14 protein-coding genes are annotated in these 14,204 nt (G+C 69.1%); 9 read left to right on the top strand and 5 right to left on the bottom strand.

Going from position 1 to position 14,204, the window contains the following annotated elements:
* Positions 1 to 480, bottom strand: a 480-nt coding sequence (locus tag ON40_RS11390; RefSeq protein ID WP_040821573.1) for a DEAD/DEAH box helicase, incomplete at its 3' end; no start/stop codon positions are given.
* Between the two features lie 119 nt (positions 481 to 599).
* On the bottom strand, positions 600 to 761 hold the full coding sequence (locus ON40_RS51785) for a hypothetical protein (protein ID WP_157186268.1): 162 nt from the start codon (positions 759 to 761) through the stop codon (positions 600 to 602).
* 154 nt (positions 762 to 915) lie between these two features.
* On the opposite strand from ON40_RS51785, the gene pheS reads away from it, so the two are divergent.
* The 6 genes from pheS (at position 916) to ON40_RS11420 (ending at position 8,186) form a co-directional block, all read left to right on the top strand.
* Entirely contained in the window at positions 916 to 2,064 is a 1,149-nt protein-coding gene (gene pheS / locus ON40_RS11395) for a phenylalanine--tRNA ligase subunit alpha (RefSeq protein ID WP_040821575.1), read from the top strand.
* Between the two features lie 75 nt (positions 2,065 to 2,139).
* Positions 2,140 to 4,641 (top strand): phenylalanine--tRNA ligase subunit beta, encoded by a 2,502-nt coding sequence (gene pheT, locus ON40_RS11400; protein WP_040821577.1) that lies wholly within the window; start codon positions 2,140 to 2,142, stop codon positions 4,639 to 4,641.
* A 107-nt stretch (positions 4,642 to 4,748) separates the two neighbouring features.
* Complete coding sequence (locus tag ON40_RS11405) at positions 4,749 to 5,537, top strand: L,D-transpeptidase family protein (RefSeq protein WP_218008772.1); 789 nt, start codon at positions 4,749 to 4,751, stop codon at positions 5,535 to 5,537.
* Positions 5,538 to 5,748: 211 nt separating this feature from the next.
* Positions 5,749 to 6,537, top strand: coding sequence for an alpha/beta hydrolase (locus tag ON40_RS11410; RefSeq protein WP_051192987.1), 789 nt, complete (start codon positions 5,749 to 5,751; stop codon positions 6,535 to 6,537).
* Positions 6,538 to 6,617: 80 nt separating this feature from the next.
* Entirely contained in the window at positions 6,618 to 7,112 is a 495-nt protein-coding gene (locus ON40_RS11415; protein WP_040821580.1) for a PspA/IM30 family protein, read from the top strand.
* 33 nt (positions 7,113 to 7,145) lie between these two features.
* A complete protein-coding gene (locus ON40_RS11420) occupies positions 7,146 to 8,186 on the top strand; it encodes a hypothetical protein (RefSeq protein ID WP_040821583.1) in 1,041 nt (346 codons plus the stop codon).
* Between the two features lie 31 nt (positions 8,187 to 8,217).
* Here the strand turns inward: ON40_RS11420 and ON40_RS11425 are convergent, their stop codons facing one another.
* From ON40_RS11425 to ON40_RS11435, 3 genes are read right to left on the bottom strand one after another with little or no spacing between them, the layout of a single operon-like run.
* Entirely contained in the window at positions 8,218 to 8,622 is a 405-nt protein-coding gene (locus tag ON40_RS11425; RefSeq protein ID WP_040821585.1) for a RidA family protein, read from the bottom strand.
* Positions 8,619 to 9,404 carry an IclR family transcriptional regulator gene (locus tag ON40_RS11430; protein ID WP_051192997.1) on the bottom strand — a complete coding sequence of 262 codons (786 nt, stop codon included), beginning with the start codon at positions 9,402 to 9,404 and terminating at the stop codon, positions 8,619 to 8,621. The genes ON40_RS11425 and ON40_RS11430 overlap by 4 nt, the downstream gene beginning before the upstream one ends.
* Positions 9,401 to 10,468 (bottom strand): sugar kinase, encoded by a 1,068-nt coding sequence (locus ON40_RS11435; protein WP_245567761.1) that lies wholly within the window; start codon positions 10,466 to 10,468, stop codon positions 9,401 to 9,403. The genes ON40_RS11430 and ON40_RS11435 overlap by 4 nt, the downstream gene beginning before the upstream one ends.
* A 128-nt stretch (positions 10,469 to 10,596) precedes the next feature.
* On the opposite strand from ON40_RS11435, the gene ON40_RS11440 reads away from it, so the two are divergent.
* From ON40_RS11440 to ON40_RS11450, 3 genes are all read left to right on the top strand, one after another.
* Complete coding sequence (locus ON40_RS11440) at positions 10,597 to 11,874, top strand: type III PLP-dependent enzyme domain-containing protein (RefSeq protein WP_040821674.1); 1,278 nt, start codon at positions 10,597 to 10,599, stop codon at positions 11,872 to 11,874.
* A 14-nt stretch (positions 11,875 to 11,888) separates the two neighbouring features.
* Entirely contained in the window at positions 11,889 to 13,508 is a 1,620-nt protein-coding gene (locus ON40_RS11445) for an N-acyl-D-amino-acid deacylase family protein (protein WP_040821676.1), read from the top strand.
* 63 nt (positions 13,509 to 13,571) lie between these two features.
* On the top strand, positions 13,572 to 14,198 hold the full coding sequence (locus tag ON40_RS11450) for a bifunctional 4-hydroxy-2-oxoglutarate aldolase/2-dehydro-3-deoxy-phosphogluconate aldolase (RefSeq protein ID WP_040821588.1): 627 nt from the start codon (positions 13,572 to 13,574) through the stop codon (positions 14,196 to 14,198).
* Positions 14,199 to 14,204: the final 6 nt, after the last annotated feature.

The following is a 14,204-nucleotide window of genomic DNA, read 5'->3' on the forward strand; positions in this document are numbered from 1 at the left end:
GGCCGAGGTGGCCAGCACCCGCAGGTCCGGCAGCAGCCCGGCCCGCGCGTCGAGCAGCAGGGCCAGCAGCAGATCCGCGTCCAGATGACGTTCGTGACATTCGTCCATGACGACCACGTCCACCCCGGCGAGTTCGGGATCGCTCTGCAACCGTCGCACCAGCAACCCGGAGGTGACCACCTCGATGCGAGTGCCCGCACTCACTCGCCGATCACCACGCACCGAATATCCCACCGTCCGGCCTACCGGTTCGCCGAGCAGTTCGGCCATCCGAGCGGCCGCGGCCCGTGCGGCCAGACGCCGCGGCTCGGCCACCAGCACCCGCCCGGTGGTCCCGGCGGCCAGCGCGAGCGGGACCAGCGTCGTCTTTCCGGTGCCCGGTGGGGCGACCAGGACGGCGGTCTCGCGCTGCGCCAGCGTCTCGACGATGCGATCGAGGACCGCGCGGACCGGCAGATCGGGAAGTTCGGGCAATTCCATCGCCGACCAGTGTGCCGGGCCGACGGCAGCGCACGCCAACGCGGGATCACCCGGTGCCGGGGCCCGTCAGTACCGCGCTCGCCGCGAAACTGTGGGCGGTTACCAGGGGCGGCGATCGGTCAATAGAGCGCGGCTTCCCAGGACTCGATGTCCGGTTCACCGGGGGTAGTTCGCCGGTGCAGAAGCGGTACGGCCAGCGGGTGGCCGACCGAGCCGCGCGCCACCCATCCGGCGAACCGCCTGATCGCGCCGGACGCACCGTCGCCGATTCGGGAATTCATGGGCGGACCGTATCGCGGGTCGGCTGCGCACCTGATCGTCGCGGGAAAAGTCGGGTGAACCGGGCCGATCGCATCGCTTACGATTCGACCAGCAACAATGTCAGTGCAGACCCATGTGAGTACAGACCCGAACCAAGGGGAGAGACGAACCATCGTGGCCGAGGACAACGCACGAGCCGACCAGGATCCGGCACCGCAGGCGGGACTGAGCGAGGAATCGCTGAGCGCCGCGGCCGAGGCGGCGGAGAAGGCATTCGCCGCGGCCGCGGATCTGGACGCGCTCGCGGCCGCGAAGACCGAGCACATGAGCGGTAAGTCGCCGATCTCGCTGGCACAGCGATCGCTGGGTACGCTGCCCAAACAGGACAAGGCCGACGCCGGTAAGCGCGTCAACGTCGCGCGTACCCGGGTGAGCCAGGCGTTCGAGGCGCGCCGGGCCGAACTGCTCGCCGAGCGCGACGCCGCGGTCCTGGTCGCCGAGGCCATCGACGTGACGCTCCCGGCTCGTCGCGACCCGGTCGGCGCGCGCCATCCGATCACCGTCATCTCCGAGCAGGTCGCCGATGTCTTCGTCGGCATGGGCTGGGAGGTGGCCGAGGGGCCCGAGGTCGAGACCGAGCACTTCAATTTCGACGCGCTGAACTTCCTGCCCGACCACCCCGCCCGCACCATGCAGGACACCTTCCATGTCGCGCGCTTCACATGGGCGCCCGAGGCTGAGCCTGCGGGGTCACGCTCCGCTACCGCCTCCGGCCCTGACGCCTCGGACGCAGAGGGCTCGCGTCAGGTCCTGCGCACCCACACCTCGCCGGTGCAGGTGCGGTCGCTGCTCTCGCGTGAGCTGCCGATCTACGTGGTGTGTCCGGGCCGGACCTTCCGCACCGATGAGCTCGATGCCACGCATACTCCGGTCTTCTCCCAGGTCGAGGGCCTGGCCGTGGACAAGGGCCTGACCATGGCTCATCTGCGCGGCACGCTGGACGCGTTCGCGCGGGCCCTGTTCGGCCCCGAGACGCGAACTCGTATGCGGCCCAACTACTTCCCGTTCACCGAACCCTCGGCGGAGGTGGACGTGTGGTTCCCGGACAAGAAGGGCGGGGCCGGCTGGGTCGAGTGGGGCGGCTGCGGCATGGTCAATCCGAAGGTGCTGATCGCCAGCGGAATCGACCCCGAGGTGTACAGCGGCTTCGCCTTCGGCATGGGGCTCGAGCGAACCCTGCAGTTCCGCAACGGAATTCCCGATATGCGCGACATCGTCGAGGGTGATGTGCGGTTCACGCTGCCCTTCGGCATTCAGTCCTGACCGTCGAGGTCCGCAACACCCCGCACACCATACGAACCCGCGAGAGGGCGGGCACACGAGAAAGCGAAAAGTCCAGTGCGAGTAGCGCAGTCCTGGCTGACGGAAATCCTGCAGCGCACCACCCCCGACTGGTCGGTGACGCCGGAGGAGCTCGATGCGGGCTTCGTCCGGGTCGGTCTGGAGGTCGAGGAGCTCGACGAACTCGAGCCGGTCACCGGTGATATCGACCATCCGCTGGTGGTCGGCCGCGTCGCCGAGATCACCGAGCTGACCGAGTTCAAGAAGCCGATCCGGTTCTGCAAGGTCGAGGTGGGCAAGCCGGAGCTGCAGGAGATCGTCTGCGGTGCACGGAATTTCGCGGTCGGCGATCTGGTCGTCGTGGTGTTGCCCGGCGGTGTGCTGCCCGGTGGATTCACGATCAGCTCGCGCAAGACCTACGGGCATGTGTCCAACGGCATGATCTGTTCGGTCGCCGAACTCGGTATCGGCAAGGATCATTCGGGCATCCTGGTGCTCGAGCCGGGTACCGCCGAGCCCGGCGCCGACGCGAACGAGCTGCTGGGCCTGGACGATACGGTGATCGAACTCAACATCACCCCCGACCGCGGCTACTGCTTCTCGGTGCGCGGCCTGGCCCGCGAACTCGCCTGCGGCTTCGATCTGGAGTACGCCGACCCGGCGGTGCGCACCCTGCCCGACGACGAGGCCGAGGCGTGGACGATTCGGGTCGAACCCGATTCCGGCTGTACGCGTTTCGCGGCGCGGCGGGTCACCGGCATCGATCCGTCCGCGGTGAGCCCGTGGTGGTTGCAGCGGCGGCTGCTGCTGGCCGGAGTACGCCCCATCTCGCCCGCGGTCGACGTCACCAACTACGTGATGCTCGAACTCGGCCAGCCGCTGCACGCCTTCGACGCCGCGAAAGTCACCGGGTCGCTGGTGGTCCGGCGCGCCAACAAGGGTGAGACGCTGCGCACCCTGGACGAGACCGAGCGGGTCCTGGACGGTGCGGACACCGTCATCGCCGACGATTCGGGTGTGGTGTCGCTGGCCGGGATCATGGGCGGCGCGTCGACCGAGGTGAGTTCGGCCTCGACCGACATCCTGCTCGAGGCCGCCACCTGGAATCCGCTCGCGGTCTACCGCACCGCGCGGCGGCACAAGCTGGTGTCCGAGGCGGGCCGCCGCTACGAGCGGGTGGTCGATCCCGAGGTGAACGTCGCCGCGCTCGACCGCGCGGCCGCGCTGCTGGCCGAGATCGCCGGTGGCACAGTCGAATCCGCACTGACCGACGTACGGCTGCCGGTGCCGGACACCGCGCCGATCCGGATGGATCTGGACCTGCCCGACCGCACCGCCGGGGTGAGCTACCCGACCGGAACCGCCGCGCGCCGGCTGGCGCAGATCGGGTGCGCGGTCGATGTCGACGTCAGCGAGAGCGGGCACGGTCAGCTCGTCGTGACGCCGCCGAGCTGGCGGCCGGACCTCGTGCAGCCCGCCGATCTGGTCGAGGAGGTGCTGCGGCTCGAGGGGCTCGAGCAGATTCCGTCGGTGCTGCCGACCGCGCCCGCGGGCCGGGGGTTCACGCCCGCGCAGCGTCGTCGTCGCGCGGTCAGCCGCGCCCTGGCCTTCTCCGGCTGTGTCGAGGTGCCCGTATCGATCTTCCTGCAGGCCGGGACGTTCGACGTCTGGGGTCTGGACACCGAGGACGTTCGCCGCGCGACCATGCGGGTGCTCAATCCGCTCGACGTCGAGCGGGCCGAGCTCACCACGACCCTGCTGCCCGGACTGCTGGAGGTGGCCGCGCGCAACATCTCCCGCGGCGAGCGTGATCTGTCGATCTACGGCATCGAGCAGGTGGTGTTGCCCGGACCGAAGACCGGTCCGGTGGGCGAGCTGCCGGTGGATCGGCGGCCGACCGACGAGCAGATCACGGAGCTGATCGAATCGCTGCCCGCGCAGCCGGTGCATGTCGCCGCGGTGCTCACCGGACGTCGGGAACCGCGCGGTCCGTGGGGTGCGGGCCGGGCCGTCGAGGCCGCCGACGCATTCGCCCTGGCCGATGCGGTCGCCGATGCCGCCGGCGTGCGGATCGAGCGCCGGGCGGCGGCCTATCTGCCGTTCCATCCGGGGCGGTGCGCGGAGCTGGTCGTGGACGGTGCGGTCGTCGGCCACGCGGGCGAACTGCATCCCGCGGTGCTCGAACGCGCCGGCCTGCCGCCGCGCACCTGTGCGCTGGAGTTGGACCTCGATGCCCTGCCGCTGCGCGAATCCCGTCCCGCGCCGAGGATTTCGCCGTTCCCGGCGGTGCTGCAGGACGTGTCGGTGAGCGTCGAACGTTCGATCCCCGCCGACGCTCTCGAATCGGCTCTGCGCTCCGGTGCGGGCGATCTGCTCGAGGACATCGCCCTGTTCGACGTGTACGAGGGCGCGCAGGCCGGTGAGGGCCGCAAATCACTCACCTACGCGCTGCGTTTCCGCGCCCCCGACCGCACGCTCACCGAGGACGAGGCCAGCGCGGCCCGCGATGCGGCGGTCGAGGCGGCCGCGGAGTCCGTCGGAGCCGTGCTGCGCGCCTGATCGGGCCGCGGACACGGTCCCGGCTCGGGCGTTCCGAGGTTCGCGCCGGACACGGGCAATTCCGTCGTGACATGGGGCCGGTGGTTCTCGGTGGTTAAGCTCGGCCGATGAGTGTGTCCCGGAATCTCGTGCGTCGTGGCGTGCTGGCCGCCGCGCTTGTACTGGTGGCGGCCGGTTGCGGGCAGCAGGTGCAGTCGGCGGGTCCGGCTCCGTCGGCGTCGAGTGTGGCGCCGGTGTCGAGTGCGGTGTCGCCGGCGCGGGCCGTCGAGCAGCCGGTGAACTACGACGGCGGGAATGCCGGACTTCCGGCCGGGGTTCCCGCGCCGCCCGCCGGGACCGACCAGTTGGTGACGGTGCTGGTGGCCGGGCCGGGCAGTACGTCGGGGACGTTGCAGGCGTGGCAGCGGTCGGGCGCCGGGTGGACAAGTGCGCTCGCGCCGGTGACGGTTCGGGTCGGCACACAGGGCGTCGGACAGACGCACGAGGGGATGAACCGCACGCCGGTGGGCACGTTCGGGCTGCCGTCGGCATTCGGACGGCAGGCGAATCCCGGGACGCGGATGCCCTATCGGCAGATCGGCACCAGCGACTGGTGGGTCAGTGACCCGAGCAGTCCGCAGTACAACACCTACCAGCACTGTGCGCCCGGGACCTGCCCGTTCGACGAGAAGGCCGGGGAGAACCTGGGACGGGTCGGTACGAGCTACGACTACGCGATCGTCATCGGGTACAACACCACACCGGTGCGGTCGGGCGCGGGGTCGGCCTTCTTCGTGCACGTGGACGCCGGAATCCCGTCGCAGGGTTGTGTGGAGACGCCGCGCAACGCGGTGGTGGCCCTGCTGAAATGGCTCGATCCGAGCCGTCGCCCGGACATCACCATCGGCTACCGTTAGCAGACCGAATCAGTTGATGCACCAAACGTAGCGACATACCATTCAGCGCACCCGAGTTCCGCCAACCCCCTGAAACGCCAACTCCTGGCCGGGGCCCGCCCCGGGCCTGGACTGAGTGGAGCGGAGGAGCGAAGCGGGGGAGCGGAGGGAGGGAAGGACCGGGGTCAATAGGGCCCCGGCCCGCCGGAGCGAAGCGGAGGCCAAAAATACAGTGCGACATCCGGCGACGCCCATCCTCAACGCCCTGACCTTCCTGCCGGAGCGGGAGATCACGGTGACGCCCGAGCGGTTCGGGCTCGACTACGAGGATCTGTACTTCACCGCCGCGGACGGCACACTCGTCAACGGGTGGTTCGTGCGTGCGACGAATCCGTTGGGGCACATACTGTTCGCGCACGGCAATGCGGGCAATATCGGCGATCGGTCACCGGTGCTGGCGCTGCTGGCGGCCGCGGGATTCGATGTGCTGGTGTTCGACTATCGCGGATTCGGCCGCAGCGCAGGGCATCCCGGTGAGCACGGGATGTATCTGGACGCCCGAGCCGCGCGGGACGCGCTGCTCGCCCGGCCCGGGGTGGATCCGGATCGTGTTGTGTATCTGGGTAAGTCGCTCGGCGGCGGGGTGATGACCGAACTGGCGACCCACTATCCGCCCGCCGCGCTGGTACTGATGTCGACCTTCACCAGCCTGCGCGACGCGGCGGCCGCGGTCTATCCGTACATCCCGAGGCTCATCGTCCCGAATGCTTTTCCGAGTCTGCGGCGGATCCGGTCGTTGCGTGCGCCGGTGCTGATCATGCACGGCGATCAGGACGAGCTGCTGCCGGTGCGGATGGGCCACGAGCTCTACGACGCCGCCCCCGAGCCCAAGCGGCTGCACATCTATCCCGGGGCCGGGCACAACGACCTGATCGTGATCCCCGGTTGGGCGCGCACGGTGGCCGATTGGGTGCGTGCGGCCCTTGCCGAGTCGGGCGTGGCCGATCCGCCGTCGGTCTGATCGTTCCGTCGGGTGGCATATCGGTCGGAAGTACGTAACCTGGGGTTATGTCGTGACCGAGCGGGTGTGAGGTGGTTGTCGTGACCGATCCGGTGGAGGATCTGGCGGTGCTGCTCGCGGCGTTGCCGGACGAGGACATGCTGAGTGTGGTGCTCGCCGCGACCGCTGGGCGGCCCGGCCTGCAGCCGCTGCATCTGGTGGCGGCGGCGCTGTCCGCGGAGGGCGGTCATATGACCTGGGATCCGGATGTGAGTTCGCCCACCGATCCCGTCGTGGCGCCGGGTGTGTCCGGTACACCGACCTCGTACGACCAGCGGGGTTCGGGGTCCGCTGTGCCGATGATGCCGACGGCCGTGCCCGATATCGGCGGGTACTCCGAATCCGGTGTCCCTACTTTCGAGTCAGTTCGCGATAAGGTCGAGCGACGCTTCGGCAACGCGCAGGGCATGGGCGAACTCGATCGGCAGACCTCGGCGGGCCGCAGCGTGCAGGAACAGTGGCAGGCGCGGTCGAAATCCGCGCGAGAGCGCCTGGACGAGATCCGGAAGTCGTTGCACCGCAACGACCCCGGCTGATCGGGCGGGCCAGCGAACGAACTAGGGGTGCCGATGGCCCAGCCGCGCGAGATCGCCGAGCGACTGCTCGACGCGCAAGTCGATTTCATTCTCGCGGAGGTGACCGGCGACCGGTTCACCGAGGTGGTCGGCCGCGACGTGGCGGCGGTGCTCGAGGTTGCCGACACCATCGTCTTCCGCGATGTGGTCACCGTCGAGGATGCGAAGCAGACCCTGCGCGTGGTCGTGGACCGGATCGGCGCGGGCCCGGCGATCGGGGATTCGGTGGGCGTGTTCGCCGACGCGATCTACGACAACATCGCCCGCAACGAGGAGTACACCCTCGGCGATGTGGTCGATCGTGAACCGGTGGAGGCGTTGCTGGAGAAGATCTTCGGCATGCATCAGGCGCAGGAGCGCCTGCTCGAGCGGCTCACCGAGAGCCCGCTGATCGCCACCGTCGCTTCCAAGTTCGTGGACCGGCTGATCGATGACTTCATGGAGTCCAATCGGCAGATGGCCTCGAAGATTCCGGGTGTGGGATCGCTGGTCTCGTTCGGCACCTCGGCCGCCAAATCGGCGCGCAAGGCCGCCGAGAAGGCCGCGGACGGCACGTTCATCGGTGAAATGGCCGGTAAGGGAGCGCTTTTCGCGCTCAAGCGCACCAACAACGCGATTCGCGAGATGTTGCGCGATGCGCCGGTGCACAGTGCGGCCATGGAGTTCTGGGATCTGCACGCGGGTGAATCGGTGAGCGGCCTGCGCGACTATCTGACTCAGCAGGACGTGCGCGAACTCGCGCAGATCGTGCACCAGATCGCGCTGACCACCCGGGAGAAGGAGTATTTCGGTCTGCTCCTGGACGAATGCGTCGAGGTGTTCTTCACCAAGTACGGCGATCACACCCTGGCGGGGCTGCTCCCGGAACTGGGGCTGTCCGACCAGGACATCCGCACCGAGATCCTGCGCTACGGCCCGGCGGTGGTCGAGGCCGCCAAACGGAACGGCGTACTGGCCGGGCTGATCCGCGAACGTCTCGAGCCGTTCTACACCTCCGACGCGGTCCTGCAGATTCTCGGCGAACTGACCGCCTGAGTCGCGACGCCCGTCGGCGCGAGGCACTTCGCTATTCGGTGACGATCGCGAGCGCGTCGATCTCCACCAGCATCTCCGCCCGGGGCAGACCGGTGAAAACCGTTGTGCGGCAGGGCAGAATACCGGAGGTGTGCTCCTGCACGAAAGCGCCGTACGCGTCGTTCATGGCGGCGAAGTTCTCCCGCTCGGTGAGGTAGACCCGGAGCATCACCACGTCGTCGAAACTCGCGCCGGACGCCGCCACGATCGCCGCGACGTTCTGCAGGGTGCGGGTCGTCTGGGCGGCCACATCACCGGGGTACAGATACTCCCCGGTGGCCGGGTCGACCGGCCCCTGACCCGACAGCTGGACGAACGGGCCCTTGCGCACACCCTGGGAGAAGGTGTGCGCCGGTGCGGGAGCCTCGGTGGTGCGAACGGCTGTTTTCTCGCTCACGGTGTGCCTTTCGGTCGGTCGGCTCGACGGGGTTCGGTTCGCGGACTCCACCCGAGTTCGGCGGAGATGGCCTCGGCCGTGGCCCGCACCTGCGGCAGTAGGCCGAGCACCTGTTCGTGGTCCAGGAGTACGTCCGGTACCGACACCGAGAGCGCCGCGACGACCGCGCCTGTCCCGTCGTGCACGGGTACCGCGACGCAGTTGACGAAACTCTCGTGTTCCTCGTGGTCCTCGGCGAAGCCCTGGGCCGCAACGCGATCCAGCTCCGCCAGATACTGCTCGGGGGTGCGGACGGTGCGTTCGGTGAACGGGTGGTAGTCCAGTCGTTCGGCGATGGTTCGCCATTGTGCCCGTGGATGCGCGGCGACCAGCACCTTGCCGACGGCGGTGCAGTGCAGCGGCGCCGGGCGGCCGACCCGCGAGTACATCCGCACGCTCCGGGTGGCGTCGAGTTTGTCGATGTAGATCGCCTCGCCGGACTCGTACGTCGCCAGATGCACCGTCTGCCCGGTGGCGGCATTGAGTGCTTCCAGGTGGGGGCGGCCCAGCGTCCGGACATCACGGCGTTCGAGTGCGTGATTGGCCAGTTCGAACAGTCGCGATCCGAGCGTGTACCGGTGGCCGGTGTCGTGTGTGACGAAGCGGTCGGCCTCCATGGTCTGCAGCAGCCGCAGCACCGTGGATTTGTGCACCTCCAGCCGGGCGGCGAGCTGGTCCAGCGTCTTGGGATCCTCACCGAGTTCGACCAGGATGGTCAGGGCGCGTTGCAGGCTCTGACTCATGACACCTCCGCCGACTCGGGGGTGTACCGCAGTGCGGACCAGGCGGAAGGTGTTGCGGCGGCCCATGATTCGAGGGTGGTCGCGGGCGGGAGTTCGGCGACGTCGCCCGTGCCGGTGAGTGCGGCGGCCGCGCACAGGTGGCCGTAGCGCAGCAACTGTTCGTGTGGCCGACCCTGGAGCAGGGCGGCCAGATAGCCACCGGCGAACGCGTCGCCCGCGCCGATCGCCTCGGTCACCCGCAGGCGCAGCGCCGGGGTTTCGCACCGGTCCTCGCCGAGGAATCCGGTGACCGAATGCCCGCTGTTCTTGATCACCAGATGCCGCGGTTGCGGGAACATCTCGCGCAGCCCGGCGGGGTCGCCGGTGCCGAACACCTCCTGTGCCTCGTCGGCCCCGAGGAAGGCCACATCGGCCGCGCGCACCTGCCGGGCCAGAATGTCCGCGGCGTCGTCGCTGCGCCGGATCCACAGCGCCGGACGGTAATTCAGGTCGAAGCTGATCAACCGGCCAGGTCTGGGCAGGGCGAGGATCGCATCGGTGAGTTCGGTCGCCGACGGAGACAGTGCGGTGGTGACGCCGGTGAAATGGATCAGCTCGCAGTGCTCGAGCACTCCGGCGGCGGCGGTCAGGTCCGCGGGAGACAGGGCACTGGCGGCGGATCCGGTGCGGTAGTACAGCATTCGGCTCGAACCGGCGGCCAGATCGGTGGGCAGTGCCGAACCGCCGCCGCGCTCCTTGACGTACAGACCGGTCGGGCGGGCGGGATCGGTGTGGATCGCGGAGGTGTCGACTCCGCGTTCGCTCAGATGACGAATCAGGTAGCGGCCGAATCCGTCCCGGCCGACCCGGGATATCCACGCCGTGCCGATGCCCAGTTGGGTCAGGACGGTCGCGACGTTCACCTCGGCCCCGCCCGCGGTGCGCTCGAAGGCGGGGGAGTCCTCGAGCGGGCCGGGACGGGCGACGAGTACGGCGAGCCCCTCGCCCACGGTGACCGCCCGTATTCGACGCGGCGTCGGCCAGATCACACTCATCTCCTTCGAACGCTTGCGGCTGTCGGGCATCCTGTGCAGAATAACCAGTGATAACACAATGTGCAATTAGCGTTGCAAAATACGCAATAGCCATTGGAGATGAACCTGATGAGAGGAGTGTCGTGGCGAACGTCGGCGCACCGCCCATCGATGCCGCGATGGTCGCGGCCCTGCACGAGCGGGTCCTGGGCCCCCAGCACAAATCGTTGCCGCCGTCGGCATGGGGTCGTAGCGTGCGTGAATTCCTCGCCACCGCACCACATCTCGATGATCTGCAGACGCCGGTGCTCACCATGGACCGCGCCGCGCTGGATGCGAACACCCGACTGATGGCCGACTGGGCCGCCGCGGCCGGGGTGCGGTTGGCCCCGCACGGCAAGACGACGATGTCCCCGCAGCTGTGGGGTGAGCAGCTCGCGGCCGGAGCTTGGGGGATCACGTTGGCCACCGGCTGGCAGGTGCAGGTGGCGCGCTCGTTCGGCGTGGCGCGGATACTGCTGGCCAACGCACTGGTCGATCCCGTCGGATTACGTTGGCTCGCCACCGAACTCGCGCGCGACCCGGATTTCGAGTTCCGCAGCTGGGTGGACAGTGCGGCAACGGTCGAGACGATGGACCGGCATCTGGCCGACGCTCCCGAGGGGGTGCGCGTGGCGGTGCTGGTCGAGCTCGGCGGGCCCGGCGGGCGAACCGGGGCCCGCGGCGTCGAGCAGGCGTTGGCCGTCGCCGCCGCGGTGCGACGCTCCGCGCGGCTCGAGCTGGCGGGTGTCGGCGGATACGAGGGGGCGTTCGCGCACGATCGCGAGGCCGAAGCTGTCGCGGTGGTGCGCGGTTATCTCGACGATCTGGTCCGTCTGCATCGTGAACTCGCCGAGATCTACGAGCGTCCGGCGATCCTCACCGCCGGCGGCAGTGCCTATCAGGATCTGGTGGTGGACCGCCTCGCCGGATCGGCCGACGAGCCCGGCGCGCAGGGGCCGGCGACCACCGTCGTGCTGCGGTCCGGCGCGTACATCATTCACGACGACGGCTTCTATTCCGGCATCTCGCCGTTGGCCGCCGCGCGCACCGAGCGCCCACTGCGTTCGGCCATGCACGGCTGGGCGCGCACGGTGTCGCGGCCGGAGCCGGGGCTGGCACTGCTGGACGCCGGTAAGCGGGATCTGCCGTTCGATGAGGGATTACCGGTACCGCAACGGTTTTCGCGGGGACAGGGCCCGGAGCAGATGCCGCACGGAGCGCACGTGTCGGCGCTCAACGACCAGCACGCCTTCCTGCGCCTGCCCGCCGACGGCGCGGCGCCGATCGGCAGTGTCGTGCGCCTGGGCCTGTCCCATCCGTGCACGGCCTTCGACAAGTGGCGGCTGATTCCGGTGATCGATGACGCCGCCGCGGATCGGCCGCGCGTGCTCGACCTGCTGCACACCTTCTTCTGAGGTCGCGAAAGATGATGGGCAGCCTGCTGATTCGCGGAGTCGACATCGTCGACGGGACGGGGAGTCCCCGGTTCCGCGGCGATGTCACCGTGTCGGGCGGGCGCATCACCGAACTGGCCGGACCGGGCACGATCGGCGGCGGCGAGCGCGTCATCGATGGTGAGAAGCTGGTGCTGGCACCGGGTTTCATCGATATGCACGCGCATTCGGATCTGCATCTGCTCACCGAGCCGGGGCATCTCCCGAAGATCAGCCAGGGCATCACCACCGAGGTGATCGGGCAGGACGGGTTGTCCTACGCGCCGATCGACGCGGCCACCCTCGCGGTGCTGCGCCGCCAGATCGCCGGGTGGAACGGCAATCCCGCCGATCTGGACTTCTCCTGGGGCACCGTCGGGGAATATCTGGACCGGCTCGATGCGGGGATCACGCCCAATGCGGCCTATCTGGTGCCGCAGGGCACGCTGCGGCTGCTCGTCGTCGGTCCCGAGCGACGTCCGGCGACCGCGCGGGAGGTCGAGCGCATGCGCGAGTTGCTGGCCGAAGGGCTCGCGCAGGGTGCGGTGGGGATGTCCAGCGGCCTGACCTATACGCCCGGAATGTACGCCGACACAGCGGAACTGGCGGCACTGTGCGAGGTGGTCGCGGCGGCGGGTGGCTTCTACGCCCCGCACACCCGCTCCTACGGTGCGGGCGCGCTCGATGCCTATGCCGAGATGATCGGGCTGGCCCGCGAGACGGGGTGCGCGGTACATCTGACCCACGCCACCATGAATTTCGGCGTGAATCGCGGGCGCGCACCGGAATTGCTCGCCATGATCGATGACGCACTGGCCCGCGGCTGCGATATCAGCCTGGACACCTACCCGTACCTGCCCGGGTCGACCACCCTGTCGGCACTGCTGCCGAGCTGGGCCTCCTCGGGCGGGCCGGATGCGACGCTGGCTCGCCTGACCGATCCGCAGGACCGGGTGCGGATCGCCGAAGATCTCACCGTGCACGGTTCGGACGGCTGCCACGGAGTCACGGTCGACTGGGAGACCATCCAGATCAGCGGCGTCGCGAATCCGGAGCTGGGCGGGTACGTCGGGCGAACGGTCGCCGATATCGGTGCGGCACAGCATATTTCACCGGTGGAGATCTTCTTCGACCTGCTGCGCCGCGACGAGCTGGCCACCACGATCCTGCAACACGTCGGGCACGAGGAGAACGTGCGCGCCATCATGCGCCATGCCCGGCACATGGGCGGCAGTGATGCGCTGCTCGTCGGGGACCGGCCGCATCCACGGGCCTGGGGTGCATTCCCGCGCTACCTCGGCCGCTACGTGCGCGAACTCGGCGTGCTCGGACTCGAGGAATGCGTGCACCATCTGACCGGACGTCCCGCGCAGCGGCTGCGTCTGCGCGAACGCGGACTGATCCGGCCCGGATACGCCGCGGACCTCGTGCTGTTCGATCCCGAGACGATCACCGACACAGCGACATTCGAGCAGCCGAGACAGCAGGCGCGCGGGATCGGTCATGTCCTGGTGAACGGCGAATTCGCGATCGACGGCGGCGTACCCACCGGGGCTCTCGCCGGGCACGCGCTACGCATGACGCCGGGTGGCACCGATGCAGGAGGCAATCGGTGAAATTTCATCAGCCCGAAGGCCCCCGGCCCGGGGCGTTTGCGGACCTAGCGGAGGAGCGAAGCGGTGCAATCGAATACAGCCATTGAGGTGATCCGAGCCGACCGTGTGCTCACCGTCGTGCGTGCCCCGGAGATTCCCGATCCGGTGGCTCTGGCCGCGGCGCTCTCGGGCGCCGGAATCCGCGCGGTGGAACTGACTTTCACGACGCCGGGCGTCCTCGACGCGCTGACCGCCGCCTCGGCCGTGCCGGATGCGGTGGTGGGTGCGGGGACGGTGTTGACCGGCGAACAGGCCGAGCAGGCCATCGGCAGTGGTGCACAGTTCTTGGTGACCCCGGGACTGCGCCCGGCCGTGGCGGAAATGGCCGCACGACACGATGTTCCGGTCGTGATGGGCGCTTTCACGCCCAGTGAGGTGATGGCCGCCCTGGACCTGGGTGCGGCGGCGGTGAAGATCTTCCCCGCTCGCGCGCTCGGCCCCGGCTATCTGAAGGATCTGCGGGGGCCTTTCCCCGATGCGGCGCTCATTCCCTCCGGCGGTGTCAACGCCGGTAACGCCGCCGAATTCCTGGCGCATGGCGCGGTGGCGGTCACGGCCGGCACCGACGTCGTCGCACCGGGCGATGTCGCCGCGGGCCGATGGTCCGAAATCGCCTCGCGGGCGGCATCTTTCGTTTCATCCATGAAGTGAGGTAAG

The organism is Nocardia jiangxiensis NBRC 101359 (genome assembly GCF_000308615.1).
Lineage (GTDB): Bacteria > Actinomycetota > Actinomycetes > Mycobacteriales > Mycobacteriaceae > Nocardia > Nocardia jiangxiensis.